Origin of the sequence: Streptomyces sp. NPDC005492, from assembly GCF_040605995.1 — a bacterium.
Taxonomy (GTDB): domain Bacteria; phylum Actinomycetota; class Actinomycetes; order Streptomycetales; family Streptomycetaceae; genus Streptomyces.
In genome coordinates this window covers 28,833-54,418 of record NZ_JBEXDX010000012.1, presented here as the reverse complement: position 1 = coordinate 54,418, position 25,586 = coordinate 28,833, and the positions used below count along the sequence as shown (strand labels likewise).

Annotated in this window: 24 protein-coding genes and 6 tRNA genes; 21 read left to right on the top strand and 9 right to left on the bottom strand. The window is 70.4% G+C overall.

Annotation, left to right across the window (positions count from 1 at the left end; all coding sequences use genetic code 11):
• Positions 1 to 48: 48 nt before the first annotated feature.
• The 5 genes from cbiE (at position 49) to ABZT04_RS18490 (ending at position 7,537) form a co-directional block, all read left to right on the top strand.
• Positions 49 to 1,272: a precorrin-6y C5,15-methyltransferase (decarboxylating) subunit CbiE gene (gene cbiE / locus ABZT04_RS18510; protein ID WP_356057662.1), complete on the top strand. Its 1,224-nt coding sequence runs from the start codon at positions 49 to 51 to the stop codon at positions 1,270 to 1,272.
• Positions 1,273 to 1,655: 383 nt separating this feature from the next.
• Positions 1,656 to 4,898, top strand: coding sequence for a nicotinate-nucleotide--dimethylbenzimidazole phosphoribosyltransferase (gene cobT, locus ABZT04_RS18505; RefSeq protein WP_356057661.1), 3,243 nt, complete (start codon positions 1,656 to 1,658; stop codon positions 4,896 to 4,898).
• A 119-nt stretch (positions 4,899 to 5,017) separates the two neighbouring features.
• A complete protein-coding gene (cobA, locus tag ABZT04_RS18500; protein ID WP_356057660.1) occupies positions 5,018 to 6,250 on the top strand; it encodes a uroporphyrinogen-III C-methyltransferase in 1,233 nt (410 codons plus the stop codon).
• Between the two features lie 64 nt (positions 6,251 to 6,314).
• A complete protein-coding gene (locus tag ABZT04_RS18495; RefSeq protein ID WP_200691403.1) occupies positions 6,315 to 7,133 on the top strand; it encodes an RNA methyltransferase in 819 nt (272 codons plus the stop codon).
• An 8-nt stretch (positions 7,134 to 7,141) separates the two neighbouring features.
• Entirely contained in the window at positions 7,142 to 7,537 is a 396-nt protein-coding gene (locus tag ABZT04_RS18490; RefSeq protein WP_356057659.1) for an NUDIX domain-containing protein, read from the top strand.
• A 171-nt stretch (positions 7,538 to 7,708) separates the two neighbouring features.
• Here the strand turns inward: ABZT04_RS18490 and ABZT04_RS18485 are convergent, their stop codons facing one another.
• Positions 7,709 to 9,064, bottom strand: coding sequence for a protein kinase (locus ABZT04_RS18485; protein WP_356057658.1), 1,356 nt, complete (start codon positions 9,062 to 9,064; stop codon positions 7,709 to 7,711).
• Positions 9,065 to 9,260: 196 nt separating this feature from the next.
• On the opposite strand from ABZT04_RS18485, the gene ABZT04_RS18480 reads away from it, so the two are divergent.
• From ABZT04_RS18480 to ABZT04_RS18465, 4 genes are all read left to right on the top strand, one after another.
• The gene (locus ABZT04_RS18480; protein ID WP_026150855.1) at positions 9,261 to 9,536 is read left to right on the top strand and encodes a hypothetical protein; all 276 of its coding nucleotides are present in this window, start codon (positions 9,261 to 9,263) and stop codon (positions 9,534 to 9,536) included.
• 212 nt (positions 9,537 to 9,748) lie between these two features.
• Positions 9,749 to 9,958, top strand: a complete 210-nt coding sequence (locus ABZT04_RS18475; RefSeq protein WP_355919133.1) for a hypothetical protein — start codon at positions 9,749 to 9,751, stop codon at positions 9,956 to 9,958.
• A gap of 217 nt (positions 9,959 to 10,175) precedes the next feature.
• The gene (locus tag ABZT04_RS18470; protein WP_356057657.1) at positions 10,176 to 11,120 is read left to right on the top strand and encodes an aminoglycoside phosphotransferase family protein; all 945 of its coding nucleotides are present in this window, start codon (positions 10,176 to 10,178) and stop codon (positions 11,118 to 11,120) included.
• A gap of 80 nt (positions 11,121 to 11,200) precedes the next feature.
• A complete protein-coding gene (locus ABZT04_RS18465; RefSeq protein WP_318015217.1) occupies positions 11,201 to 11,500 on the top strand; it encodes a zf-TFIIB domain-containing protein in 300 nt (99 codons plus the stop codon).
• Positions 11,501 to 11,553: 53 nt separating this feature from the next.
• Here ABZT04_RS18465 and ABZT04_RS18460 read toward each other — a convergent pair.
• The 5 genes from ABZT04_RS18460 to ABZT04_RS18440 all read right to left on the bottom strand — a co-directional run bounded on the left by ABZT04_RS18460 (position 11,554) and on the right by ABZT04_RS18440 (position 12,009).
• Positions 11,554 to 11,625: transfer RNA gene (locus ABZT04_RS18460), tRNA-Val, on the bottom strand.
• Between the two features lie 34 nt (positions 11,626 to 11,659).
• Positions 11,660 to 11,731: transfer RNA gene (locus tag ABZT04_RS18455), tRNA-Val, on the bottom strand.
• Between the two features lie 19 nt (positions 11,732 to 11,750).
• A tRNA-Val gene (locus ABZT04_RS18450) sits at positions 11,751 to 11,822 on the bottom strand.
• A 1-nt stretch (position 11,823) separates the two neighbouring features.
• A tRNA-Cys gene (locus ABZT04_RS18445) sits at positions 11,824 to 11,897 on the bottom strand.
• A gap of 39 nt (positions 11,898 to 11,936) precedes the next feature.
• Positions 11,937 to 12,009, bottom strand: a tRNA-Gly gene (locus ABZT04_RS18440).
• A gap of 179 nt (positions 12,010 to 12,188) precedes the next feature.
• Here ABZT04_RS18440 and ABZT04_RS18435 point away from each other — a divergent pair.
• The 3 genes from ABZT04_RS18435 to ABZT04_RS18425 are packed head-to-tail and all read left to right on the top strand — an operon-like array spanning position 12,189 to position 14,928.
• Positions 12,189 to 13,232 (top strand): chorismate-binding protein, encoded by a 1,044-nt coding sequence (locus ABZT04_RS18435; RefSeq protein ID WP_356057656.1) that lies wholly within the window; start codon positions 12,189 to 12,191, stop codon positions 13,230 to 13,232.
• Positions 13,229 to 14,050, top strand: a complete 822-nt coding sequence (locus ABZT04_RS18430; RefSeq protein WP_356057655.1) for an aminodeoxychorismate lyase — start codon at positions 13,229 to 13,231, stop codon at positions 14,048 to 14,050. Before ABZT04_RS18435 ends, ABZT04_RS18430 begins: the two co-directional genes overlap by 4 nt.
• 53 nt (positions 14,051 to 14,103) lie before the next feature.
• A complete protein-coding gene (locus ABZT04_RS18425) occupies positions 14,104 to 14,928 on the top strand; it encodes a GNAT family N-acetyltransferase (protein ID WP_356057654.1) in 825 nt (274 codons plus the stop codon).
• 15 nt (positions 14,929 to 14,943) lie between these two features.
• On the opposite strand, the gene ABZT04_RS18420 is transcribed toward ABZT04_RS18425, so the two are convergent.
• On the bottom strand, positions 14,944 to 15,459 hold the full coding sequence (locus ABZT04_RS18420; protein ID WP_356057653.1) for a DsbA family protein: 516 nt from the start codon (positions 15,457 to 15,459) through the stop codon (positions 14,944 to 14,946).
• 257 nt (positions 15,460 to 15,716) lie between these two features.
• On the opposite strand from ABZT04_RS18420, the gene ABZT04_RS18415 reads away from it, so the two are divergent.
• Both ABZT04_RS18415 and ABZT04_RS18410 read left to right on the top strand, forming a co-directional pair.
• Positions 15,717 to 16,160 (top strand): hypothetical protein, encoded by a 444-nt coding sequence (locus tag ABZT04_RS18415; RefSeq protein ID WP_356057652.1) that lies wholly within the window; start codon positions 15,717 to 15,719, stop codon positions 16,158 to 16,160.
• 169 nt (positions 16,161 to 16,329) lie between these two features.
• Positions 16,330 to 16,482: a hypothetical protein gene (locus tag ABZT04_RS18410; protein ID WP_019059824.1), complete on the top strand. Its 153-nt coding sequence runs from the start codon at positions 16,330 to 16,332 to the stop codon at positions 16,480 to 16,482.
• A 75-nt stretch (positions 16,483 to 16,557) separates the two neighbouring features.
• On the opposite strand, the gene ABZT04_RS18405 is transcribed toward ABZT04_RS18410, so the two are convergent.
• Positions 16,558 to 17,118, bottom strand: coding sequence for a CGNR zinc finger domain-containing protein (locus tag ABZT04_RS18405; RefSeq protein ID WP_356057651.1), 561 nt, complete (start codon positions 17,116 to 17,118; stop codon positions 16,558 to 16,560).
• 277 nt (positions 17,119 to 17,395) lie between these two features.
• Positions 17,396 to 17,809 carry an SsgA family sporulation/cell division regulator gene (locus tag ABZT04_RS18400; RefSeq protein WP_004002642.1) on the bottom strand — a complete coding sequence of 138 codons (414 nt, stop codon included), beginning with the start codon at positions 17,807 to 17,809 and terminating at the stop codon, positions 17,396 to 17,398.
• Between the two features lie 191 nt (positions 17,810 to 18,000).
• On the opposite strand from ABZT04_RS18400, the gene ABZT04_RS18395 reads away from it, so the two are divergent.
• From ABZT04_RS18395 to ABZT04_RS18365, 7 genes are all read left to right on the top strand, one after another.
• Positions 18,001 to 18,462, top strand: a complete 462-nt coding sequence (locus ABZT04_RS18395; protein WP_356057650.1) for a TIGR02611 family protein — start codon at positions 18,001 to 18,003, stop codon at positions 18,460 to 18,462.
• A 94-nt stretch (positions 18,463 to 18,556) separates the two neighbouring features.
• Positions 18,557 to 18,628 (top strand) — tRNA-Val (locus tag ABZT04_RS18390).
• Positions 18,629 to 18,972: 344 nt separating this feature from the next.
• On the top strand, positions 18,973 to 20,259 hold the full coding sequence (locus ABZT04_RS18385; RefSeq protein WP_356057649.1) for a sugar ABC transporter substrate-binding protein: 1,287 nt from the start codon (positions 18,973 to 18,975) through the stop codon (positions 20,257 to 20,259).
• Between the two features lie 8 nt (positions 20,260 to 20,267).
• Positions 20,268 to 21,236 (top strand): sugar ABC transporter permease, encoded by a 969-nt coding sequence (locus ABZT04_RS18380; protein WP_356057648.1) that lies wholly within the window; start codon positions 20,268 to 20,270, stop codon positions 21,234 to 21,236.
• On the top strand, positions 21,233 to 22,108 hold the full coding sequence (locus ABZT04_RS18375; RefSeq protein ID WP_356057647.1) for a carbohydrate ABC transporter permease: 876 nt from the start codon (positions 21,233 to 21,235) through the stop codon (positions 22,106 to 22,108). The genes ABZT04_RS18380 and ABZT04_RS18375 overlap by 4 nt, the downstream gene beginning before the upstream one ends.
• Positions 22,109 to 22,112: 4 nt before the next feature.
• A complete protein-coding gene (locus ABZT04_RS18370) occupies positions 22,113 to 22,703 on the top strand; it encodes a hypothetical protein (protein WP_356057646.1) in 591 nt (196 codons plus the stop codon).
• A 147-nt stretch (positions 22,704 to 22,850) separates the two neighbouring features.
• A complete protein-coding gene (locus ABZT04_RS18365) occupies positions 22,851 to 25,586 on the top strand; it encodes a Tat pathway signal sequence domain protein (protein WP_356057645.1) in 2,736 nt (911 codons plus the stop codon).

Genomic DNA, 25,586 nt, shown 5'->3' with positions numbered 1-25,586 from the left:
GGCCGCTTTTCCCGACGACCTGCGAAGAACCCCTGGAGACTGACGACGATGGCCGACCGCGTCACGGTGATCGGCTGGGACGGCTCTCCGCTGACCGCCGCGGCACGCTCCGCACTCGCCGCGGCCAGCCTGGTGGCCGGCGCGCCCCACCATCTCGCGCTCCCCGAGGTGCCGCAGCGCGCCGAGCGCATCCGCCTCGGCAGCGTCGCCCTCGCCGCCCGCCGGATCGCCGGACACCGCGGCACCGCCGTCGTGTTCGCCGACGGCGACCCGGGCTTCTTCGGCGTCGTACGCAGCCTGCGCGCCCCCGAGTTCGGCCTGGAGGTAGAGGTCGTCCCGGCCGTCTCCTCCGTGGCCGCCGCCTTCGCCCGGGCCGGTATGCCCTGGGACGACGCACAGGTGGTCGTCGCACACCGGCGCACCCTGCGACGCGCGGTGAACGTATGCCGGGCCCATGCAAAAGTCGCCGTTCTCACCTCACCGGGCGCCGGCCCCGCCGAACTCGGCCTGCTGATGGAGGGCGTCCACCGCACCTTCGTCATCTGCGAGGAACTGGGCACCGAGCGCGAGCAGGTCACCGTCCTCACCTCCGACAAGGCCGCCGACCGCACCTGGCGCGACCCCAACGTCGTCATCGTCATCGGCGGCCCGGCCGGACCCGCCGTCACGACCGTCGCGGGCGAGGGCTGGATCGCCGGCCGTGACCCGGCCGCCGTCGCCCGCGGCTGGACCCTTCCCGCCGAGGCCTACGGAGGTCAACCGGGCGAGGGTGAGACGGATCTGCTCCGGGCCGCCCAACTCGCCCGCCTCGGCCCGCGCGTCGGAGACCTCGTGTGGGACATCGGCTGCGGCAGCGGCGCCTTCGCCATCGAGGCGGCCCGCGCCGGAGCCGCCGTCATCGCCGTCGACCGCGACACCCAGGCCTGCACCCGCACCGACTCCGCGGCCCGTAGCTTCGGCGTGCACCTCCAGATCGTCCAGGGCGACGCCCCGCACATCCTGGAGAACCTCCCCGAACCCGACGTCGTACGCGTCGGCGGCGGGGGAGTGGCCGTCGTCTCCGCGGTCGCCGACCGGCGCCCGCAGCGCATCGTGGCGCACGCCTCGACCCGCGACGAGGCCGAACTCGTCGGCCGCGACCTCACGGAGCACGGCTACCACGTCGAGTGCGCCCTCCTCCAGTCCGTCCAACTCGACACCAGGGCCTGGACGGAGACGGAGCGGAGCGTCGCGTTCCTGCTCAGCGGCCTCCTGCCGGAGCGCGTTTCCTGACCCCTCGTACCGTCCCCGTGATCCTGTTGTCGTACTGCGCGCGGTAGGCTGGCGGACTGTTGTACCGCATCGGGTGACCCGGCACTTCGTTCGTCAATGTCCGGAAAACCCGCCCGTTTTGGGGCGAGTGTGGTACGGCGGAACCGGGGGATGCGCAACGTGGCGCAGTCCACAGCGGGCTGTCGCGGGTCAAGCTGTCGCGACGGCCGAACGGCCGCGACAATGCCAGGCAATGGCTTTGTCGTCTAAATTGCTTTGTCGCTTTTTGGCGTCGGGTCGTTCGTGCCGCTGGACAGGCACGCTCGTTCTCCATCAGGGGCGGTCGGTGCGCCGTTCCCGGTGAGCGGGTCGTAGAAGCACTAACCGATGGGCGAGGGGTACGCATGACCGACACCGGCCAGGTCCCGGCCGAGGGGCTGCCGGAGAACGCAGGCATGGTGGAACAGCCGAGCGTTCCCGCACACGGCGCGTACGCCTACCTCTCCGAGAGCACCGCCGAGGACGAAGACCTGTTGCTGCTGCCGGGCGCCCAGGGCGCCTGGGGCAACGAGGTCCCGCCCCCGGCCCCCGAGCCCGTCGTCGAGGCCGTCCACGAGCCCGGCCCGCACGAGACGGCCGGCCGTGACAGCGGTTCCGTCGACCTCAGCGGCGTCCGGCTGACCGAACAGCCGCCCGCGCCGGTCACCCCGCGCCGCCCGCTGCACCTCGGCCCGCCCCTCCCGGACACCTCCGCGAGCCCGGTCCGCTCCCTCGCCGACCGGGGGCCCGCGGGCGCGCCGGTACGGCAGCCCGGCCCGCCGGCGACCGGCCCCGAGTACTTCGACGCACCCCAGCTCCGCGATCTGCCTCCGCAGGGCGCGGCTCCCTGGGGCGTCCAGCCTCCGGTGGGCGCGGAGGCGCAGCCTGCCGAAACGGTTGTTCCCGTAAGCGAACCGAGCGTGGAGCCAGCTGCCGTGGCACCGGCCGAGGAGGTGCTCGGCGCGAGCGTCGCCACGGCCGTGGACGCGGGGATCGTCGTGCCCGAGCCGGCTGCGGATCCGGTCCCGGTCCCTGTTCCGGTCGCAGACGGGGACATCACGCAGGCTCCCGACGCCGGAGAGGCGTGGCAGGAGCACGGGCAGGTGTACGCGGTGGCGGTCGCGGAGGCTTCCGTGCCCGAGCCGGAGCCCGTTGCCGTGGCGGGAGTTGAAGAGGTCTACGACGCCGGGTTCGCTGCTGGGAACGAGCACGATGTCACTCCTGGCGTCACCGACCAGGCCCCTGAAGTCGTAGCCATTCCGGAGCCGGAGCCGGAGATCGAGCTGACTCCAGCCGCTCCGGCGGCAGTTGAGGCCCCGCTCGTCCCCGAGGCCGAAGTCGAAGAACCCGAGGCCGTGGTCGAGCCCGAGCCCTTGCCGGAGCCTGAACCCACACCCGAACCCGAACCCGAGCCCGAAGTCGTACAGGCCCCGCAGCCCGTCGTAATCGAGGACCATGCGACGGAGCCCGCGGAGGCCACGGAGTTTGTAGAACCCCCCTTCCTCGTCGAACTCCCCGCCCCGGAGCCGGAACTGGAGCCGGAGCCGGAACTGGAGCTGGAGCCCCAGCCCCAACCGGACGACTCGCTGGGCCACTTCGTGCCGGTGGAGGGCTCCGTGCCGACCACCCCGCACCTCGCGCCGACCCCGCCGCACCCCCTCACGCTCCCCGCGGAGGTCTTCCCCGCACCGGAGGCACCGGAGCAGCAGAGCGTCGCCGAGGAGCCCTTCGCCGTGGTCCCCGGCCCTCGTGAGGCCGACCCCGAGCCCGACCCCGAGCCCGAACTCGTACAGCACGCGGACGACCTGGACACCCGGGCCGCCGACCAGGAAGAAGAGAGCACGGCCGTAGTGGAAGAGGTACGCGAGTCCACCGGCCCGGCCGCACCTGGTTACGACGACGTCGAGCGCGAGGCCGTGCTGAAGGTGATGCGCGAGCGCCGGGACATCCGCAACGGCTTCCGCAGTGACCCGATCCCGCACGACGTACTGCTGCGGGTGCTCGAGGCGGCGCACACGGCGCCGTCGGTCGGCCACTCCCAGCCGTGGGACTTCGTGGTCATCCGTTCCGCCGACACCCGCCGGAACATGCATGAACTCGCCCAGAGCCAGCGTGAGGCGTACGCCAAGTCGCTGCCCAAGGGCCGCGCCAAGCAGTTCAAGGAACTGAAGATCGAGGCCATCCTCGACACCCCGGTGAACATCGTCGTCACCGCCGACCCGACCCGCGGCGGCCGGCACACGCTGGGCCGCCACACGCAGCCGCAGATGGCGCCGTACTCCGCCGCCCTCGCCGTCGAGAACCTCTGGCTCGCGGCCCGTGCCGAGGGCCTCGGTGTCGGCTGGGTCAGCTTCTTCGACGAGCGCGAGATGGTCCGTGCCCTCGGTCTGCCGGAGCACCTGGAGGTCATCGCGTACCTCTGCGTCGGCTACGTCGACGAGTTCCCTGAAGAGCCCGAGCTGATGCAGGCCGGCTGGTCCAAGCGCCGTCCGCTGTCGTGGGTCGTGCACGAGGAGACGTACGGCCGTCGGGCGCTGCCCGGCGAGGACCCGCACGATCTGCTCGCCGAGACCGTCGCCGGGATCCGCCCGCTGGACGCGAAGGCGCTCGGCGAGGCGTGGGAACGCCAGAAGCGGATGACGAAGCCGCCGGGCTCGCTCGGCATGCTGGAGATCATCTCCGCGCAGCTCTCCGGCCTGTCCCGGCAGTGCCCGCCGCCGATCCCGGAGCCCGCGGCCGTCGCGATCTTCGCGGGCGACCACGGCGTGCACGCGCAGGGCGTCACGCCCTGGCCGCAGGAGGTGACGGCCCAGATGGTGGCCAACTTCCTCGGCGGCGGCGCGGTCTGCAACGCCTTCGCGGGTCAGGTGGGCGCCGAGGTGTGCGTCGTGGACGTGGGCGTGGCGTCCGAACTCCCGGCTACCCCCGGCCTGTTGCCCCGCAAGATCCGTGCCGGTACGTCCGACATGACGACCGGTACCGCGATGACCCGCGAGGAGGCCAAGCAGGCCATCGAGGTGGGCATCGAGACGGCCCGCGACCTGGTGGCGGCCGGCAACAAGGCCCTGCTCACCGGCGAGATGGGCATCGCCAACACCACCGCCTCGGCCGCCCTCATCTCGGTCTTCACGGGCGTCGACCCCGCCGAGGTCACCGGCCGGGGCACCGGCATCAACGACGAGACCCTGGCCCGCAAGACGGAGGTCGTGCGCCGCGCGATCGAACTCCACCAGCCGGACCCGGCCGACCCCATCGGCGTCCTCGCCGCGGTCGGGGGTTTCGAGCACGCGGCCATGGTCGGTCTGCTGCTCGGCGGCGCCTCCCTGCGTACGCCGGTGATCCTGGACGGCGTCAGCGCGGGCGCCGCGGCTCTGGTGGCCCGGGCGATCGCGCCCGAGGTCCTCGCGGCCTGCATCGCGGGCCACCGCAGCGCCGAACCCGGCCATGTGGCCGCGCTCAACAAGCTCGGCCTGCGCCCCCTGGTCGACCTCGACCTCCGCCTCGGCGAGGGCACCGGCGCGCTGCTGGCCCTGCCGCTGGTGCAGAGCACGGCGCGAGCGATGCACGAGGTGGCGACCTTCGATTCCGCGGGAGTGACGGAAAAGTAATCCCGCCCGCAGTCGACTACGGCGGCTCAGCCAGTGGACCGGCTGAGCCGCCGTAGCGCCCTGCCCGTAAAATCTGCACGTCAGGGCCACCGCACGTCGAAAAGAGGAGCCGCACCCTCATGGCCGAAAACCCCGCCTACCCCGTAGGCCTCCGCCTCACCGGCCGCAGGGTCGTCGTCCTCGGTGGCGGCCAGGTCGCCCAGCGCCGTCTGCCGGCACTGATCGCGGCCGGCGCTGACATCCTGCTCGTTTCCCCGGAGGCGACCCCGTCCGTCGAGGCGATGGCGGACGCGGGGGAGATCGCCTGGGAGCGACGCCCGTACGCGGACGGCGACCTGGCGAACGCCTGGTACGCCCTGATCGCGACCAGCGACACCGCCGCCAACACCGCGGCCTCCGCGGAGGCGGAAGCCCACCGCGTCTGGTGCGTCCGCTCGGACGACGCCGACCAGGCCACCGCCTGGACCCCGGCGACCGGCCACAGCGAGGGCGTCACCGTCGCCGTACTCACCACGGACGCGCGCGGCCGGGACCCCCGCCACACCGCCGCCATCCGCGACGCGGTCGTCGAGGGCCTGCGCGACGGCACCCTCGTCGCCCCGCACCACCGCACCCGCACCGCGGGCGTCGCTCTCGTCGGCGGCGGCCCCGGCGACCCGGACCTGATCACGGTCCGCGGCCGCCGCCTCCTCGCCGAGGCCGACGTCGTCATCGCCGACCGCCTCGGCCCCCGCGACCTCCTCGCCGAACTCCCCCCGCACGTCGAGGTGATCGACGCGGCGAAGATCCCCTACGGCCGCTACATGGCCCAGGAGGCCATCAACAACGCGCTCATCGAACACGCCAAGCAGGGCAAGTCGGTGGTCCGGTTGAAGGGCGGCGACCCGTTCGTCTACGGCCGCGGGATGGAGGAGGTCCAGGCGCTGGCCGAGGCCGGCATCCCGTGCACCGTGGTCCCCGGCATCTCCAGTTCGATCTCGGTGCCGGGCGCGGCCGGTATCCCGGTCACCCATCGCGGGGTCGCACACGAGTTCACGGTGGTCAGCGGCCATGTCGCCCCTGACGACGAGCGCTCCCTGGTCGACTGGCCGTCCCTCGCGAAGCTCACCGGCACGCTGGTGGTCCTCATGGGCGTCGACAAGATCGGGAAGATCGCCGAGACCCTGATCGCGCACGGGAAGCCAGCGGACACCCCGGTCGCCCTGGTCCAGGAGGGCACGACCGCCGCCCAGCGCCGGGTGGACGCGACCCTCGCGACGGTCGGCGAGACCGCGCGCACCGAGGACGTGAAGCCGCCGGCGGTGATCGTCATCGGGGCGGTCGTCACCGTAGGCCCGAAGGCACTTGGGTAACCCCGGGTAACACAACTCGTTCCCAGCCGTTGGCACCACACCCAGGACAAGGCAGTATCACCCTGTGGCCGATCTCATCACCGTTGAGGATCCCGACGACCCGCGCCTGCGTGACTACACGGGCCTGACCGACGTAGAGCTGCGCCGCAAGCGTGAACCGGCCGAGGGCCTGTTCATCGCCGAGGGCGAGAAGGTCATCAGAAGGGCCAAGGACGCGGGCTACGAGATGCGGTCGATGCTGCTGTCCGCGAAGTGGGTCGACGTCATGCGGGACGTCATCGACGAACTCCCGGCCCCTGTCTACGCGGTGAGCCCGGAGCTCGCCGAACGCGTCACCGGCTACCACGTCCACCGGGGCGCGCTCGCCTCCATGCAGCGCAAACCGCTCCCGACCGCGCTCGAACTCCTCCAGACCACCCGCAGGGTCGTGGTGATGGAGTCGGTCAACGACCACACCAACATCGGCGCGATCTTCCGCTCGGCGGCGGCGCTGGGCATGGACGCGGTCCTGCTGTCCCCGGACTGCGCGGACCCCCTTTACCGCCGCAGCGTGAAGGTCTCGATGGGCGCGGTCTTCTCCGTCCCATACGCCCGCCTGGACAGTTGGCCCAAGGGCCTGGAGTCGGTCCGCGAGGCCGGCTTCACCCTCCTCGCCCTCACCCCCGACGAGAAGGCGAAGAGCCTCGACGAGGCCGCCCCGCACCGCATGGACCGGGTCGCCCTGATGCTCGGCGCCGAGGGCGACGGCCTGTCCACCCAGGCCCTGGTCGCCGCCGACGAATGGGTCCGCATCCCGATGGCCCACGGCGTCGACTCCCTCAACGTGGGCGCCGCGGCTGCCGTAGCCTTCTACGCGGTGGCGACCGGCCGCCCCGAACTCTAGGAGCCCGCTTGGTCCCGCGCGAGGCGATCGTCGCCGTACTCCGGCGCGCGGACCGCGTCCTGGTCATTCGCCGCGGCCCCGGCTCCGCCCGCTCCGGCTACTGGGCCCCGCTCAGCGGCAAGCTCGAACCCGGGGAGACCCAGGAAGAGGCCCTGGTCAGAGAGGTCCACGAGGAGGTCGGCCTCGCGGTCTCGCCCCTGACCAAGGTCTGGGAGTCCCAGACGGACGACGGCAGCTTCCGCCTCCACTGGTGGACCGCCACCGAAACAGGCAACCCCACGATCGTCCCCGACCCGTCCGAGGTCTCCGAGTTCCGCTGGGTCACCCCGACCGAGTTCCTCACCCTCACCCCCCTCTTCGACGCGGACCGGGAGTTCTTCGAGCGGGTGCTGCCGGGGTTGTAGCGGGGATGGGAGAGCGGGGGGCCGATGCAGATCCTCAGCCGGCTGCGGGCCTGTCGTCGCCTTGTCGGCTCGCCCACCGCCCACCCGTCGCTGCCCGGCGAAGCCGCCCGCCGACGTGCATCGCGCGGCCGTAGCCTCCCGGCTCACGTGGCGCGCAGCGCCCGTCCGCAGCTACGCGCCGTCGGCGCCCAGCGACCCGTACCGCCGCCCCGCCGTCACCGTCCCGCCCGGTACCGGGCCATCCGCCCCCGCGACCCGCTCCTGCCGCACCCCGCCCCCAGGCCTGTCGAGGCCGTGTGCCGGTCCCGAGCAGCCCTGGGCCACCGCGATTCCGAGTGCGACCAGCAGGGTCACCACGACGAACACGAACAGTCGTTGCCGTAGCAGGCGCGGATTGGCGGGGCGTCGCCCGGTGCCCGTGGTGCGTGGGCCGGGGCGGCCGGTGCCGTTGCGGGGGGTGGGGCGGCTGCCGTTGCCGGAGCGGGTGGTGTTGCGTCCCGCCGGGGTCGGCCGTGCCGAGCCAGGCCGGGAAGGGGCTCCGCCCCCCCGGGACGGCGGAGCCGCACCGCGCGGTGTCGGGGTGCCCTGCGGACGGCGCGCGCCCTGCGTGCGCTGCTCGGGGTAGCTCTCGGTGAGCCGCCCGGTGGGCCGGTCCGCCTCCCCCGCGCGCGGCGCGGGCGGTCGTACGTCGGACAGGCCCTGGGCCTCGCGGGCGGCGATCTCCTTGAGGCGCAAGGACAGTTGGAGGGTGCTGGGCCGTTCCTCGGGGTCCTTCGCGAGGCAGGCGCGGACGAGGGGGGCCAGCGCGTCCGGCACGCCGTGCAGGTGCGCCTCCTCGTGCACCACGCGGTACAGCATCACCTCTGAACTGCCGTGCCCGAAGGGCGAGTCGGACGTCGAGGCGTACGCGAGCGTGGCACCGAGCGAGAACACGTCCGTGGCCGGCGTGACCGCCGCCCCCCGCACCTGCTCGGGCGCGAGGAAGCCGGGCGAACCGACCGCCGTACCGACGTGCGTGAGCGTCGACGCACCGGTCGCCCAGGCGATACCGAAGTCGATGATCCGCGGGCCCTTGGGGGAGAGGAGGATGTTCGACGGCTTGAGATCCCGGTGTACCACCCCGGCCTCGTGCACGGCGACGAGCCCCTCCGACAGGGCGGCCCCGATCGCGGCGACCTCGGCCGCGCCCAGCGCACCCTCGTCGGCGACCTTGTCGTGCAGGGACGGCCCGGGCACGTACTGCGTGGCGAACCACGGCCGGTCCGCCTCCAGGTCCGCCGCGACCAGCCGAGCCGTGCACCCACCGCGGATCCGCCGGGCGGCCGAGACCTCGCGCGCGAACCGCGAACGGAACTCCTGGTCCTCCGCCAGATCCGGCCGGATGACCTTCAGCGCGACCCGCTGGCCCTTGCGGTCGGAGCCCAGGTAGACGACACCCATTCCGCCCGCGCCGAGCCGTCTGTGAAGCCTGAACGAGCCGACGACGCGCGGGTCCTCGCGCCTCAGGCGCATCATCGCCATGTTCATCCCCGCTGCCCGGTCCGTGTGACGAGCGACAGCTTACGTTTCCACGGGCGCCCGCGCGCAAAGGCCGCGCCCTCTCGGACCGACGGATTGTCAGTGCCGGGTGGGAAACTTGAAGAGTGGTCAGAGGCCGTGCGAACAGCAGGACTTCGCCTAGCCCCCGATCCCAACCAACCATCACAGAAGGGGGATTGAGCGCGTGAAGGGTGATCGCGTCGAGATAGTGGTGGACGCCGGCGACACAACACGTACATATGAGGTGGTGGCGAGCAGGGCGGGCCGTCGGGTGGAGACAGCGGTGCGCCGAGGTGTGGTGGAAGTGAGCGAAGTCACCCGTAACGGCTCCGTGGTGCGCACCGCCCGCTTCATGGCGACCAGGGTCCTGGCTCTGGTCGAGCAGCCGGTCCCGCGCGAGGACAGCTCAGAGAAAGCGGGGCACACCGGACTTCCCCTCCGGGAAGACCCCGAGACGTAGGGCGCCATCTCCACCCAGGGGAGTACTTCGCAGGTCATTGCTCATCCTCCGGGAGGCCCGCCAATCGGTACGAGGGCATGACGACCCGCACCCGCCGGACGCCTAGATTTGAGGTCAAGCGGCGGGTGCAGCACTCGTCCCCCGAGGTCAGACACCCGCCGCTGCCAACGACAACTGAGTTCGGTCAACGGAGCACGGTCAGGAGAGGGACCATGGCCCACACGGCACCGCGGGCATTGATCCGCACCGAGGGACGCAAGGCGTACAACGCGGCGTTCCACACCCGCCGCACGGGCCGTCGCCACCCACTGGTGGCGACCTTGATGGCACTTCCCCTGGCGGTCCTGCTCCTCGTCGTCTTCGACGGCTGGGAGACCGTGGCCACACAGGCGTCGTCCGTGGGAGTGATGCTGGGGCGCTGAGCGGCGACCCCAGGCCCGGAAGAGCGGTCCGGGCGGGGACATCCACCCATGAAACCCCGTGGGGACGGGGGTGCGGCGGACGGCAAGAAAAGCCGGCGTAGCTGGGGAGCTACGCCGGCTTTGCTGTGCCCGCCCCTCAACCACACAGGCGGCCCGAGCCCGCCGTACCGCCGTAGGCTCACGACGAGACCGACACCGCCCGCTCCCAGGAAGCTCCGTGACAGCCGCCACCCCCCTCCTCTCCCAGCTCACCCACCGAGCCAGGACCACGGCACACGCACACGCGGCGACCTGCCCCTGCGAACCCGGCGGAGCCACCCTCACCGACCGCCCCGACGGCACAGTCGTCCGCCACGCGGACACCGTCGCCAAGGCCCATGCCCCGGACACGCACCCCGCCGAACTGACCGCCCGCCTCACCACGGCCGCACACCTCCCCGGCATCCTCCTGCCCCCGCTGGACCCCACCCCCCTCCACCTGCACGACCGCCTGGTGACGCTCTGGCCGTACGGCACCCCCGTGGACCCGGAGGATCCGGACGCGGCCCCCTGGGAAGCCGCGGCCACTCTCCTCGCCCGTCTCCACCGCACCCCCGCCCCCAGTCCGCTACCCCCCATGCGCGGTCCCCGCAAGGCGCTCCGCGCGATCACCCGCCTCCGCGCGGTCGGCCCCCACCCCGCGGCCGCCCCTGTCCTGCGCGCCTGGACGAGCCTCCCCGCCTGGGCCCGAGCAGAGTCGCCCCAGCCCGACACGACCACCCTCTGCCACGGCGACCTGCACCTCGGCCAGCTCGTCCGGTACCCGGCCCCCGACGGCCCCTGGCTGCTGATCGACGTCGACGACCTGGGCGCGGGGGTTCCGGGGTGGGACCTGGCCCGGCCCGCCGCCTGGTACGCCTGCGGGCTGCTCCCGGCCGACGAGTGGGTCCGTTTCCTGGCCGCGTACCGCGCGGCGGGCGGCCCGGCCGTGCCCGCGGACGGCGACCCCTGGCCCGCCCTGGACGTCCCGGCCCGCGCCCTCACCGTGCAGACCGCGGCCCTGGCGATCGTCAAGGCGGTCACGGCGGGCCGACCGCTGGACGAGGTCGAACAGGCTGTGGTGGACGCGTGCGACCGCATGGGTTCCGTCCCACCCGAGTTGGCGCCCGGATCCGCGAAGTAGGCTGCAACCGACCGGGGTCGGACGGAGTCTGTCCTGGGGAAACACCAAGATGTACCGACGGGCGAGGAGTTGAGCCGAGCATGCAGTGTCCGAAGTGCCATGCGCCGATGCACACGTACAACCGCAACGGTGTCCAGATCGAACAGTGCAGCAACTGCCGCGGGATCTTTCTCGACTACGGCGAGCTCGAAGCGCTGACCCGCGTGGAGTCCCAGTGGCAGCAGCCCGCGCCGCCGCCCCCGGGCCCGCAGGCCTACCCGGCCCCGCCCGCGCCCGCCTGGGGCGCCCCGCACGGCGGCGGTCACGGCGGTGGCCACTACGGCGGTCACGGCGGCCACCACCGCCACAAGAGCTTCGGCCACATGCTGTTCTCGAGCTGACCGGCACACGGAAGAACCCCCGGCCGTACGAGACGGCCGGGGGCTTCGAGGTGTGGACGATACTGGGATTGAACCAGTGACCTCTTCCGTGTCAGGGAAGCGCTCTCCCGCTGAGCTAATCGTCCTCGGGACCACGATCCGGGGATCATGGGCGGTGCGTGCGCGATACTGGGATTGAACCAGTGACCTCTTCCGTGTCAGGGAAGCGCTCTCCCGCTGAGCTAATCGCGCGGGGATCCTCGCGGACCAGTGGACGATACTGGGATTGAACCAGTGACCTCTTCCGTGTCAGGGAAGCGCTCTCCCGCTGAGCTAATCGTCCTTGGAGGTGGAGACGGGATTTGAACCCGTGTAGACGGCTTTGCAGGCCGTTGCCTCGCCTCTCGGCCACTCCACCAGGAGCGTAGGGGTTCGGGAAGAGCCCCCACTTCCTGCGAGCGGACGACCAGGTTCGAACTGGCGACCTCAACCTTGGCAAGGTTGCGCTCTACCAACTGAGCTACGTCCGCTTGTCGTTTCCGCTCGGCTTGCGCGTCGCGGCGACGAGTTGAACTCTAGCGGATTCCGGGGCCAGTACAAAAACGCGTTTGTGCAGCGTGCTGGCCTGCGACTACGGCAACACATGGTCAGGGCACCCGTGGGGACATGACCGGGCAACCTGGGAGACACCCGCCATAGACTCGACGGCGTGCTCGACCTCGCTCCCCTCGCCCGTTTCGGCGGCCGCGTCGCCACCGGTCTCCTCGATGTCACCAGCGACCCAGCGGCCCTGGACTCCACCGGCTTCTGGGCGGTCGCGGCCGACTTCGAGGGCCGTCTGACCTGCGCCCGCTTCCGAGACGTACGACACGAACCGGTCCCGGCACCCGTCCCCGGCGCCTGGCACGGCCCCGCGACCGACGCCTGGAGCTCGTCCCTCGACCGCGCCGCCTACACCGCCGGCGTCCGCCGTATCCGGGAGCACATCGCGGCCGGCGAGGTCTACCAGGCCAACCTGTGCCGGGTCCTGTCGGCGCCCGTCGGGCCCGACGCGGACGTCGACGCCCTCACCGCGCTGCTCGCCCGGGGCAACCCGGCGCCGTACGCAGGAACGATTCGGCTGCCTGGCCACGGTGTCGAGACGGCGACCGCCTCTCCGGAACTCTTCCTACGGCGCACCGGCCGGGTCGTCGAGTCCGGTCCCATCAAGGGCACCGGGCGCACCGAGGCGGACCTGCTGGAGAAGGACTACGCCGAGAACGTGATGATCGTGGACCTGGTCCGCAACGACCTCGGCCGCGTCTGCGCGACAGGGACCGTGACCGTGCCGGATCTGTGCGTCCTGGAGAAGCACCCCGGCCTGGTCCACCTCGTGTCGACGGTCCGGGGCGAGCTGCCCGAGGGCGCCGGCTGGCCGGAGCTGCTGGGTGCCGCCTTTCCGCCGGGGAGCGTTACCGGCGCCCCCAAGTCCAGTGCCCTGCGCATCATCGACGCCCTGGAGACCGCGCCTCGGGGCCTTTACTGCGGTGGCATCGGCTGGGTCGACGCCGACCGGGGCACCGGCGAGCTGGCCGTCGGCATCCGTACCTTCTGGATCGACCGCGCCGACGGCGTGCTTCGCTTCGGCACCGGCGCGGGCATCACCTGGGGCTCGGACCCCGAGGGGGAGTGGCGGGAGACCGAGCTGAAGGCGTCGCGGCTGCTCGCGGTAGCGTCGGGTGTGTACGAGGTGAGTGGAGGGGCTCTTTCATGAAGATCTGGCTCGACGGCGGCCTGCAGGACATCGAGTCCGCCCGTGTCTCCGTCTTCGACCACGGACTGACCGTGGGCGACGGCGTTTTCGAGACGGTGAAGGCGACGGACGGGAAGACGTTCGCGCTGACCCGCCATCTCGACCGGCTGACCCGCTCGGCGCGCGGCCTCGGGCTGCCCGACCCCGACCTCGACGAGGTCCGCCGCGGCTGCGCCGCCGTCCTCGACGCCAACCCGATGCCGTTCGGCAGGCTGCGCATCACCTACACCGGCGGCCACGGCCCCCTCGGCTCCGACCGCGGCGAGCACGGACCGACCCTCGTGATCGCCCTCGGCGAGGCGAACCGCCGCCCCGACTCCACGGCCGTCGTCACGGTCCCGTGGACCCGCAACGAACGCGGCGCCCTCACCGGCCTCAAGACCACCTCGTACGCCGAGAACGTCGTCGCCCTCGCCCGCGCCCACCAACTCGGCGCCTCCGAGGCGCTGTTCGCCAACACGGTCGGCCAACTCTGCGAGGGCACCGGGTCGAACGTCTTCGTCGTCCTGGAGGGCGAGATCCACACCCCGCCGGTCACCTCCGGCTGTCTCGCCGGTATCACCCGCGCCCTGACCGTCGAATGGACCGGCGCCAAGGAGATCGACCTGCCGCTGGACGTCCTGGAGCGCGCCGACGAGGTCTTCCTGACGTCGTCGCTGCGGGACGTACAGGCCGTCCACCTGGTCGACGACCGCCAACTCCCGGGCGTGGCGGGCCCGGTGACCGCCAAGGCCATGCGCGTCTTCGCCGAGCGCTCGGGCGACGACCTCGATCCATAAAAGCCTCGATTATTGGGCTGACCTGGTGCTCCTGGTCGGGTAGAACTCCACTGATGACCACGACCCTACGGCCGACCGAGCCGCTTCAGCACGAGGCCGACGGGACACGTTCGCGCCGCTACCAGGTGTGTGTGAACAGCCGTCCCGTCGGCGCGATACACCTCGCCACGAGTCCGTTCTTCGGCGACTCCGTGGCCCAGATCCTGGACCTGCGCATCGAAGAGCAGGACCGTCGGCGCGGTCGTGGCACGGTGGCCGCGCTCGCCGCCGAGGAAGTGGTGCGCGGCTGGGGCTGCGAGCGGATCGAGGCGTCCGTGCCCGCGGAGGCCGAGGCGGCGCTGAAGGTGGCGACGGCTCTCGGCTACGTAGTGCGCAACCGCCACATGGAGAAACCGCTCGGCGACACCGCGCCCGAACTGCCCGCGGGGAGCCTGGGGCGGCCCATGACCCGGGAGGAGTTCGGCCCCTGGCAGGAGCGCGAAACGGAGGGCTTCATCCAGAGCTGGACCGAGCGCGGTGTGCCCGAGGCGCAGGCCAGGGCCAGGGCCCTCGACAGCGACGCCACCCTGCTGCCGGACGGAGTGGACACGGCGGGCATGGTCTTCAGCGTCCTGGAGCACGAGGGGGCCCCGGTGGGCACCCTCTGGACGGGCCCCCGCGAAGGCAAGGCTTTCGTCTACAAGGTCGAGGCCGACGCCGGCCATCGGGGCAAGGGCCACGGCCGCACCCTGATGCTCCTGGCCGAGGCGCAGGGCATCGCGGCGGGTCTGCCCGTCATCCGGCTGAACGTCTTCGCGGGCAACACCCCGGCCGAGCGCCTCTACGAGTCGCTCGGCTACGAGACGGTCACCCACCACCTGTACAAGAACCTGCTCTGAGGCGCACCGCGCGGCTCACTCGCCCCCGGCGAGCAGCCGGTCGGCGATCTCCTCGATCCGGGCGCGGAGCCCCTCCTGGCTCTTGCCGCCGTCGAGAAGCTCGCCGCCGATGACGTACGTCGGGGTGCCGGTCACGCCGATGGCCTTGCCCTCGGCCTGGTCGGCGTCGACGATCAGGATGTGCCGGCCGTCGATCAGAGCGGTGTCGAACTCCTCGGCGTCCAGACCGAGTTCACCGGCGACCTCGACCAGGAAGGGTTCTCCCTTACGGTCCAGCTCCGCGACCCGGCCGAGCACGGCCTCCACATAGTCCCAGCCCCGCCCCTGCTCCATGGCCTCCTCGGCGGCCTGCGCGGCGGCGAAGGCGTGCTTGTGCTTCTCCAGCGGGAAGTGCCGCAGCCTCAGCTCCAGCCGGTCGCCGTAGCGGGCCCGCAGGGCGCGTACATCGTCCAGGGCGCTGTGGCAGTCCGGGCACTGGAGCTCGCACCAGACGTCGAGGACGGGGGTGCGCGCGGAGGAGAGGTCACTCATGGCACCAGTCTCCCAGCCCCGGACACAGGGCCCCAACCGGACCACGGGCCGCACGCGTACGACGCGACCGGCACCTGGGGAGGAGGCGACCCGGAGATGTCCCTGATGTCGCACCGGGGCATGGCCTCGCGGGGACCGGACGGTGCAGGATGGAAGGGACGAAGTGCACGCTGCGGGGCCCGAACGGAATCGAGCGGGCCCGGACCGACGACCATGACCGACCGAGACCCGCCCGACGGACCTGCCTGGAGGACCGGATGATTGCCGAGACCGTCTGTTCCGCCGTCTCCGCGGCCGGCCTGGGCATCGCGGCGGTCACTGCGTACCGCAAGCGATTTCTCTCCGCCGCCAGGATCGCCGCCTATGCGCTGGTGCCGGTCGGCCTGGTGATGACCGGGATCGTCGGCTGGGTGGCCGACACCGCGTTCAGTCCCATGGCCTGGGCGGGCTTCGTCTTGCTGGGCGGTGCCTGGCTGATGTTCACGGGCACCCGTGCCGTGGAGCGCCGCCGCGGTGGCACCCGCAAGGAGCGCAGGGCGGCCCGAGGCTCCACCAAGCAGGACGCGGTGGCCCCGGCGGCCTCCGCACCCTCGCTGGGACCGGCCAAGCGTCCGGCGGCCCGGCCCGCCGCGGCGCCCCGAGCGCAGAGCGGGGACGACTTCAGTGACATCGAGGCGATCCTGAAGAAGCACGGCATATGACGGCCGGACCGGACCGCGACTGAAACGACACAGAGTGGGCCCGGTCCGCCGGTAACCGTTCAGGACGCGACGCGACCCGAAACGGACATCACGGAATTCAGCGAACTCCCTCTCTTATCGGGCGTGTTGATCGCGCCGAGGGTCTCCGCTGCGTCATCATCGCCGCGAGATGCTGGACACGACACAGAGCGACGCCGCGCCGCCGAAGGACGAGCCGCGCGGCTGCCTTTTCGCCCTTTCCCAGCCACCGCTGATGATCTTCCTAGCGGTGATCGGGTGTCTGCTGCTCATGGCCTCGCTGCACGACCTGCTGATGCTGTGAGCCGTACTCGTGGTCCCCGACGTCACCCGCCGGGGGCCACGACCTCATCGACCTCATCGAGGTGGACCGTGGACGTCAGCCCGCCGCCTCCTTGCGCCGGGCCCGGTACGCGGCCACGTGCAGCCGGTTTCCGCAGGTGCGGCTGTCGCAGTACCTGCGGGAGCGGTTCCGGGAAAGGTCCACGAAGGCGCGTCGGCAGTCGGGGGCCTCGCAGCGGCGCAGCCGCTCCTGCTCGCCGGCCACCACGAAGAACGCGAGCGCCATCCCGCAGTCGGCGGCGAGATGGTCGGCGACCGAGGCGCCGGGCGCGAAGTAGTGCACATGCCAGTCGTAGCCGTCGTGGTCCGTGAGCCGGGGGGTGGTACCGGCGGCGGCGACCAGATCGTTGATCACTCCGGCTGCGGCCCGGGTGTCCGGGGCCGAGAAGACCGAGGCGAACCGGCCGCGGATCCGGCGCACGGCGGACAGGTCGAACTCCGACAGCACCCCGACATCGCTGATCTCGTGGTTTCGTACGAAATCCGCGAGCAGGGCGACATCCTGCAGTCCGTCCGGCGCCGCGGCGTCCTCCGGTGCGGTGTTCACCAGATCGACCACGGTGTCGAGGGCGCACCGGGTGTCGTGGGTGATCAGCACGTTTCGCTCCCTGGCCTGGGGGTCGGGCGGGCGCCCGCCGATGCTGGCCGATGGTAGTGGCTTCCCGGAGGGCGGCCTCCTGCCTCTATGAACGGCACCGCGCCCCTGGTGGTTCCCCGAACACCCCGGAGCGTTGCGCGGCGGCGGCCACGCGCACCGGCGCCGCCCCCGCGACGAATCGCGGCGACGGCGCCGGTGTATGCCCTATTCGGTTGTCTGGGCCCGAGCCGTCTCCCCGAGTTCGGACGGCGCCGGGCGGCTTGGTCGGGACCTCGCGCTAGCTCTCCGCCAGGATGTGCGACAGCTCCTGATCCAGGTCGAAGTGCCGGTGTTCCGTGCCGGGTGGCACGGCCGCGTCCGTCCGCTTCAGGAAGGACTCCAGGGCTCGCGCCGGCGCCTCCAGCAGGGCCTCGCCCTCCGGAGAGCTCAGCGCGATGCAGACGACGCCCTGACCGTGACTACGGGATGGCCAGACTCGGACGTCGCCGGTGCCGGTGGGCCGGTGGAGGCCCTCCGCGAGAAGGTCGCGGGCGAACACCCACTCGACGGTCTCCTCGGCTCCGGTGTGGAAGGTGGCGTGCACGGCGTAGGGGTCGGCCGTGTCGTACCTCAGGCCTGCGGGGACGGGCAGGGATGACTCGCTCGACACAACGAGGCGCAGGTGCAGCTCGCAGCTGACCGTGGTGTTCATAAGCGCCAGGGCCTTTCGCTCAGTGTGCGCTCGGGGATTCGCACGTCGGCGAAATCGACATGCCACCTACGGTGCCGTTGTAAACCCCTCTGAGTGTTTTGCGTGCCTTTACGTAACTCTTCCGGCCGAGAGGTCGAGCGCTCCGTGCGGCCATTCCGGTGACTGGTTTCCCTCGGGTAGGGTTTGTCCGTATGAATACGGGGAGTGACGATCCGGGTGAGGTTGCCGTGGCCGGCGAAACGCCGGACGAGACGAGAGCGGACGGGGCGCGGGACGAGCGCGGGCTCGGTTCCAGGGCGCCGGAATTCATCAAGGCGCGCCGTGCGCTGCATATGAGCTGGCAGGTCGGCGTCTTCGTCGTCGGCCTGGCGGTCGTGGGCGCCGGCATCGTCATGCTGCCGCTGCCGGGACCCGGCTGGGTGGTGATCTTCGGCGGCATGGCGATCTGGGCGACCGAGTTCGTCTGGGCCCAACTGGTGCTCCGCTGGACCAAACGCAAGGTCACCGAGGCGGCACAGCGTGCGCTCGACCCCGCGGTGCGCCGCCGCAACATCGTCCTGACCTCGATCGGCCTGGTGATCGTGGTCGCGCTGGTCGGCATCTACGTCTGGAAGTTCGGCGTCGTGATGCCCTGGAACATCAAGGACCAGTGACCCGGTGACGGTGTCGGGGTGCCTTCCCGCGCTGGTCGGAGGCACCGCTGACATGCGGTAATGTTCTCCGTGCGCGCGGTTCTCCGCGCGCCTGGGGCGATTAGCTCAGTGGGAGAGCGCTTCGTTCACACCGAAGAGGTCACTGGTTCGAACCCAGTATCGCCCACCCGAATCGACGGCCCGTCTGCGATCACGCAGTCGGGCCGTCGTCGTTCGCCCGCCGGGCCGCGTGGTCAACTCCCCACCGTCCAGGCGTTTTTCGGCCGGTCGGGAGCGGACCGCGGCAGGCTGCTTTCTGTTCGGCCGACCGATCGTGGGCGCCTCACCTGCGGTGTCCCTCCTGTCGCCCGCGCGATGGGCCAGTTGGTGCCGTCGTAGCGCTCAGCGGGTTCACAAGAAAATTCTGTCCGAATCATTGACGCACCCCGAGGGCCTCCGTACCTTGTGCCAGCAAGCGCTTACTTGAAACGATTCATGCAGGTGGCAACGACGCTACGGGGAGGGCCCGTCATGGGAACCGGCACGAATGTGGAGAGGCGTACGGTCTTGAAGGCCGCCGGAGTCTCGGCGGTCACGCTCGGCCTGGCCGCGACGGGATGCGGCGGCAACGACGGCACGTCCGCGGACGGATCGGTGACGATCCGTTACTCGTGGTGGGGTGCCGAGGAGCGGGCGAAAAAGATCAATCAGTCCATCGCGCTCTTCGAGAAGAAGTATCCGAAGATCAAGGTGAAGACGGACTTCCAGACGTATCTCTCGTTCTGGGAGAAGTTTCAGACCCAGGCCGCAGGCGGAAATCCTCCAGACGTATTCCAGAATGCCGTCGGATTTCTTCGGAAGTACGACAAGAGAGGCGTTCTTCTCGACCTCAACTCACAGGTCAAGGCAGGCAATCTGAGCCTCAATCACTTCCGTGCGGGTGTCACCAAGGTCGGCGAGGTCGACGGCAAGCAACTCGGCGTCCCGGTCGGCTCCAACACCATGGCACTGGTCATCGACAAGAAGGTCTTCCAGAAGGCGGGCGTCGACCCGCAGACGGGCTGGACCTGGGACGAGTACTTCAAGGCGCTGAAGACCATTCACGACAAGACCAAGGTTCCCGGGGACACCGGCTACTTCGGCATCATGTACCTCTACGACCTCTACCTCCGACAGAACGGCAAGGCGTTCTACACCGCGGACGGACTCGGCTTCGACAAGGCCGATCTGACGGAGTGGTGGCAGGACGGCTACAACCGCATCAAGGCCGGTCTCGTCACCGACCCGAAGGTCGTCGCCCAGGACACGCCCAAGTCCTCGCTGTCCGCGGGCCACGGGGCCTCGGAGTTCACCTGGGACAACTTCACCGTCCGCTACTCGGCCGAGGGCAGCAGCACCTACGGCCTCGCGCCCATCCCCACCATGGACGGCAAACACACCGGCCAGTACCTCGCCTCCCTGATGCTGAGCGGCTCCGCCCACACCTCGCACCCCAAGGAGGTCGCCCAGTTCATCGACTTCATGGTCCACGACCCCGAAGTCGGCAAGATCATGGGCTACGACCGCGGCATCCTGGCGAGCACCGAGCAGTACGCGGCGTTCCAGCCGACCGACGCGGTCAGCAAGGAGATCGCGCAGTACGAGGCCGACACCGCGAAGGCCGGAGTGCTCGGCACGATCACCCCGCACCCCTCCGGCGCGGACACCGTCGAGGCCTCGTTCCTGCGTCTCGCCGGTGACCTGGGCCAGGGCAAGACCAAGGTCGCGGACGCGGTGAAGCAGTTCTTCACCGAGTCCGAAACCGCCTTCCAAGCCTGACCAGCCCGATGGGAACCTCCGTGACGCTCGTCAAGGACTCCGCACCCGCCACCCGGAAGGCCCGTTCCGCCGCCCCCGCAGCCAACGGGCGGCGGGGGCGCCGCGAGAACCTCGCCGGCTATCTCTTCATGTCCCCGTGGATCGCGGGCTTCCTGCTCCTGACCGCGGGCCCCATGGTCGCCTCCCTCTACTTCGCGTTCACCGACTACAACCTCTTCAACTCGCCGAAGTGGATCGGCTTCGACAACTTCACCCGGATGTTCCACGATCCCCGGTGGCAGAAATCGGTCCAGGTGACGGCGAAATACGTCGTCATCGGCACCCCGCTGAAACTGCTACTCGCCCTCGGCGTCGCTCTGCTGCTCGCCCAGAGCCGCCGCGGACAGGCTTTCTACCGGGCGGCGTTCTACGCCCCCTCGCTCATCGGCGCGAGTGTCTCGGTCGGATTCGTCTGGCGGTCGCTCTTCTCCGACGACGCCGTCGTGGACCGTACGCAGAGTTTCCTCGGCTTCCACGTCGGCGGCTGGGTCGGCAACGCGGACTGGGTTCTCTACTGCCTGGTCGCGCTGACCGTATGGCAGTTCGGGGCGCCCATGGTCATCTTCCTGGCCGGGCTCAAACAGGTGCCCAGAGAGCTCTACGAGGCCGCCGAGATGGACGGCGCCGGGCCCTTCCGCAGGTTCTGGAGCATCACCCTGCCGATGATCTCTCCGGTGCTCTTCTTCAACGTGCTGCTGGAGACCATCCACTCGTTCCAGATCTTCGGTTCGGCCTACGTCGTCTCCAACACGGAGTGCGGTCCCGCCGATGCCACGCTCGTCTACACCTGTTACCTCTACCAACAGGGCTTCAAGAACGCCCAGATGGGCTTCGCCTCCGCGATGGCCTGGATGCTGTTGCTCGCCGTGGCGCTCGCGACGGCCGTCCTCTTCTGGTCGCAGAAGAAGTGGGTGCACTACGAGGAGGACGCCCGATGAGCGCGACCACCGGCAAACCCCTGAGCGGCCTCGGACGCAGGCGCACCGGCTCGCTCGTCTGGCACCTCGGTGCCCTATTGATCCTCGTGATCATCCTCTATCCCGTGATCTGGGTCGTCGGCGCCTCGTTCAAGCCCAGCAAGGACATCATCAACAGCCTGCAACTGATCCCGGGCCACCCGATCCTGGGCAACTTCAGGGGCCTGGCCGACGGCATCGCGGACATCTCGATCTGGACCTTCTTCCAGAACTCCCTCTTCTACGCCCTCGGTTCGGTCCTCGGCATCCTCGTCTCCTGCTCCCTGACCGCCTACGCCTTCGCCCGGATCAGGTTCGCCGGCCGCAACCTGCTGTTCTCCCTGATGATCGGCACGCTCCTGCTGCCTTACCACGTGCTGCTGATCCCGCAGTACGTGATGTTCCAGAAGCTCGAACTGGTCAACACCTACGTCCCGTTGCTCATCGGCAAGTACCTGGCGACGGAGGCATTCTTCGTCTTCCTCATGGTGCAGTTCATGCGCAACCTGCCTAGGGAACTGGACGAGGCCGCCCGCCTCGACGGCTGCGGACATCTGCGCATCTACTGGTCGATCGTGCTGCCGCTGTGCCGGCCCGCGCTCATCACCAGCGCGATCTTCACCTTCATCAACGCCTGGAACGACTTCATGGGCCCGCTGATCTACCTCAACGAACCGGGCAAGTACACCGTCTCCCTGGGCCTGATGATGTTCCGCGACTCCGACGGTGTCGCGGCCAACTACGGCGGCATGATCGCCATGTCACTGGTCGCGCTGCTGCCGGTGCTGCTGTTCTTCCTCGCCTTCCAGCGGTATCTGATCGACGGTATGGCGACCTCCGGACTGAAGGGCTGAGACGGTGGCCGAAGCACGGGTGAAGGCGCGCGGGGAGTCGGTCTTCGCCGAGCGGTTCGGGGTGTTCGCCGAATGTCTGCTCACCGGGGTGTGGATCGCCGTCGCCTCGGCGGGAGTTGTCACGTATCCGGCCGCGTTCGCCGCCGGAGCACGGCACTTGAGGCGTCGTACCGCCCATGAGGGCGGCGGCTGGCGGGAGTTCGTCGCGGACTTCCGGGCAGCCGTGCGGGGCGGGTGGGTCGTCGGGGTCGCCGGATGGGGTGCGGCGGCCGCCGTGTGGGTGGACGTCCAGGCCGCGCCGGCCGGGCTGCCCGGTGGGCCGCTCGTCGGTGCCGTCGGCGTCTTCGCGCTGCTCGGGATCGTCGTCGCCGGGATGCGCGCGGCGGCGGTCTGGGCGCCGGAGGAGACCTGGCGGGCGCTGCTCGCCGCCGCCGGTCGTCGCACGGTCCTCGACCCCGCCGGATCCTTCCTGCTCGTCGGCGGACTGGTCCTCGTCGGCTGTTCCGCCCTGCTCATCGCGCCGCTGGCGGTCCCCGTGCTGGGGGCCGTCGCCGCGGCGGCCGTCGCCGTGGAGGAGCGCTACCGGCACCGCTGACGGGCGGTGCCCTCGCACCAGGTCGGCGCGCGCCCGGCGTCGTACCTCTATCTGTCATGCCCCTGACCGGACGGACTTGAAGAAAGCGTCGCGCACGGATTCCCGCACAGATTCCCGCACGGATTTCCCGCACGGAAAGGAAAGGCCATGTCTCCCATTCCCCGCAGGTCCCTTCTCAAGGCGGCGGCCGTCGCCGGAGCCGCCGCGCAGTTCAGTTGGGCGCTCGGTGCGAAGGACGCCCAGGCCGCGCCGAGAACCGCGGCGGCCGACGACGACCCGGTCACCCTCGACTGGCTGGAGGACGGCGGCCTCGGTGCCGCGCCCGGGTCCACGGTCGGAGTGCCATGGCCGATGGGCACCTACCAGGAGGACCAGACCTTCGCACTGACCGACGCCGAGGGCACGGCCGTACCCGTGCAGTCCTGGCCGCTCGCCTACTGGCCCGACGGCTCGCTCAAGTGGACCGCGCACGCGGTGAGTTCGGGCTCCGGGAAGCTCACCCTCACCGCCGGTGACACGGCCGCCCCCGACAAGAAGGTCACCGTCGACAAGCACGGCGGCACCATCGACGTGTCGACCGGGGTCATCACCGCGAAGATCGGCAAGAACGGCTCCACCCTCATCAAGTCGGTCACCCGGGGCGGCACGGAGATCGCCAAGAACGGGCGGCTCGTCCTCATCCGCCAGCCGGAGATCGAGGACGAGGACCAGGGCTCGGTGAAGACCGAGCGCTTCGACGGGGTGATCGGCGATGTCACCGTCGAACAGGACGGCCCGGTCCGCGCGGTCGTCCGCATCGACGGCAAGCACCGTAAGGGCGGCCGGAGTTGGCTGCCGTTCTCGATCCGTCTCTACTTCTACGCGGGCGCCGACTCCTTCCGCATGGTGCACACCATCACGTTCGACGGCACGGTCGAACCGGGCAAGGCCAGCGGCGACTTCATCCGCGGTCTCGGCGTCCGCTTCACCGTGCCGATGCGGGATCAGGCCTACGACCGTCACATCCGCATCGGCGGCGAGGGAACAGGCCTGCTTCGTGAGGCGGTTCAGGGCATCACCGGACTCCGCCGCGACCCGGGCGCGACCGTCCAGGCGGCCCAGTACGCGGGCCAGAAGCTGGCCGACCCGTCCACCTGGGACCAACGGGTCACCACCCGCCTCCAGTACATCCCCAAGTGGGGCGACTACACCCTCTCCCAGCTCTCCGCCGACGGCTTCACCCTGCGCAAGCGCACCACCAAGGGGCACGGCTGGATCGCCGCCGGCGGTGGCGGACACGCCTCCGGATTCGGATACGTCGGCGGCGCGAGCGGCGGATTCTCCTTCGGGCTAAGGGACTTCTGGGAGAAGTTCCCCGCCCAGCTCGACATCCGCGACGCCCACACCGACGAGGCCGAGGTCACCCTCTGGCTCTGGTCGCCCGAGGCCCAGCCGATGGACCTGCGCTTCTACCACGACGGCATGGGCCAGGACACCTACGCCAAGCAGCTCGAAGGCCTCGAAATCACCTACGAGGACTACGAACCCGAGTTCGGCACCCCGTACGGCATCGCCCGCACCTCCGAACTCCTCTTCTGGGCCAACGAGTCGACGCCCGCGGCGGAAGCCCTGGCCCAACAGGTCGAAGCCGTACGGGTATTGCCCCAACTCGCCGCCCCGCCCAAGCAGTTGATCAAGTCCAAGGTCTTCGGCCCCGGCCTCTACTCCGAGCCCGACCGCTCCACCACCGCCAAGGCGAAGATCGAGGACCACCTCGACTTCCTCTTCACCTACTACAAGGACCAGGTGGCACAACGCCGTTGGTACGGCTTCTGGGACTACGGCGACTTCATGCACTCCTACGACACCGTGCGCCACCAGTGGCGGTACGACGTCGGCGGCTACGCCTGGGACAACTCCGAGCTGTCGCCGGACATCTGGCTCTGGTTCGCGTACATCCGCTCGGGGCGCTCGGACATCTTCCGCTTCGCCGAGGCGCTCACCCGGCACACCGGCGAGGTCGACGTCTACCACCTGGGCCAATGGGCCGGGTTGGGCACCCGGCACGGCGTGCAGCACTACGCCGACAGCGCCAAGCAGCAGCGCATCGCCAACACCACCTACCGGCGCTACTACTACTTCCTCACCGCCGACGAACGCGTCGGCGACCTCATGGCCGCCAACGTCGACTCCGACGAGACGTTCCTCGTCCTCGACCCGATCCGCAAGATCCGCACCGAGCCGTACACCCCCGACCGGCACGCCCTGTCGATCGGCTTCGGTACGGACTGGAGCGGTCTCGTCTCGGCCTGGCTGACCGAGTGGGAGCGCAAGGGTCCCAAGTGGGAGAAGGCCAAGGCGCGCGTCCTGTCCACGATGGAGACAATCGCCGCCCAGCCCAACGGATTTGTACAGGGCAGCGGGCTGTACGACCTCGACACGGGCAAGTTCGCCGTCGCCAGCGCACCCGTGGTCTCCGTCTCGCACCTCTCCGCCGTCTTCGGCCTCAACGAGCTGTGCGCGGAGCTGATCTACCTGGTCGACATGCCCAAGTTCAAGGAGGTGTACATGGATTACTGCCGCTACTTCAACGCCTCCAAGACGGAACAGGCGGCACGCTACGGCTCCAACTTCGGCACCCTGCTGCTCTTCCAGGGCCACTCCCGCCTCGACGCCTACGCCGCCGTACAACTCGGCGACGAGACGCTCGCCAAGCGCGCGTGGACCAAGTTCTACAGCTCGGACGGCTACATGGAGTCCTCGCCGTGGAAGACGGAGGCGCTGAACGGCCCCGTCACCCTCGTCCCGGGCAGCGAGGCCGCCTGGGTGTCCTCGAACGACACCGCGCTCTACGGCCTCGCCGCCATCGAGAACCTGGCCCTGCTCGGCGACAAGATGCCCTAG

Coding starts and splice junctions, on each gene's coding strand:
- ABZT04_RS18365 (WP_356057645.1), top strand. CDS start 22,851: ATGTCTCCCATTCCCCGCAGGTCCCTTCTCAAGGCGGCGGCCGTCGCC.
- cbiE (WP_356057662.1), top strand. CDS start 49: ATGGCCGACCGCGTCACGGTGATCGGCTGGGACGGCTCTCCGCTGACC.
- ABZT04_RS18415 (WP_356057652.1), top strand. CDS start 15,717: ATGATTGCCGAGACCGTCTGTTCCGCCGTCTCCGCGGCCGGCCTGGGC.
- ABZT04_RS18475 (WP_355919133.1), top strand. CDS start 9,749: ATGGCCCACACGGCACCGCGGGCATTGATCCGCACCGAGGGACGCAAG.
- ABZT04_RS18485 (WP_356057658.1), bottom strand. CDS start 9,064: ATGAACATGGCGATGATGCGCCTGAGGCGCGAGGACCCGCGCGTCGTC.
- ABZT04_RS18385 (WP_356057649.1), top strand. CDS start 18,973: ATGGGAACCGGCACGAATGTGGAGAGGCGTACGGTCTTGAAGGCCGCC.
- cobA (WP_356057660.1), top strand. CDS start 5,018: ATGGCCGAAAACCCCGCCTACCCCGTAGGCCTCCGCCTCACCGGCCGC.
- ABZT04_RS18465 (WP_318015217.1), top strand. CDS start 11,201: ATGCAGTGTCCGAAGTGCCATGCGCCGATGCACACGTACAACCGCAAC.
- ABZT04_RS18380 (WP_356057648.1), top strand. CDS start 20,268: ATGGGAACCTCCGTGACGCTCGTCAAGGACTCCGCACCCGCCACCCGG.
- ABZT04_RS18425 (WP_356057654.1), top strand. CDS start 14,104: ATGACCACGACCCTACGGCCGACCGAGCCGCTTCAGCACGAGGCCGAC.
- ABZT04_RS18400 (WP_004002642.1), bottom strand. CDS start 17,809: ATGAACACCACGGTCAGCTGCGAGCTGCACCTGCGCCTCGTTGTGTCG.
- ABZT04_RS18430 (WP_356057655.1), top strand. CDS start 13,229: ATGAAGATCTGGCTCGACGGCGGCCTGCAGGACATCGAGTCCGCCCGT.
- ABZT04_RS18395 (WP_356057650.1), top strand. CDS start 18,001: ATGAATACGGGGAGTGACGATCCGGGTGAGGTTGCCGTGGCCGGCGAA.
- ABZT04_RS18375 (WP_356057647.1), top strand. CDS start 21,233: ATGAGCGCGACCACCGGCAAACCCCTGAGCGGCCTCGGACGCAGGCGC.
- cobT (WP_356057661.1), top strand. CDS start 1,656: ATGACCGACACCGGCCAGGTCCCGGCCGAGGGGCTGCCGGAGAACGCA.
- ABZT04_RS18410 (WP_019059824.1), top strand. CDS start 16,330: ATGCTGGACACGACACAGAGCGACGCCGCGCCGCCGAAGGACGAGCCG.
- ABZT04_RS18420 (WP_356057653.1), bottom strand. CDS start 15,459: ATGAGTGACCTCTCCTCCGCGCGCACCCCCGTCCTCGACGTCTGGTGC.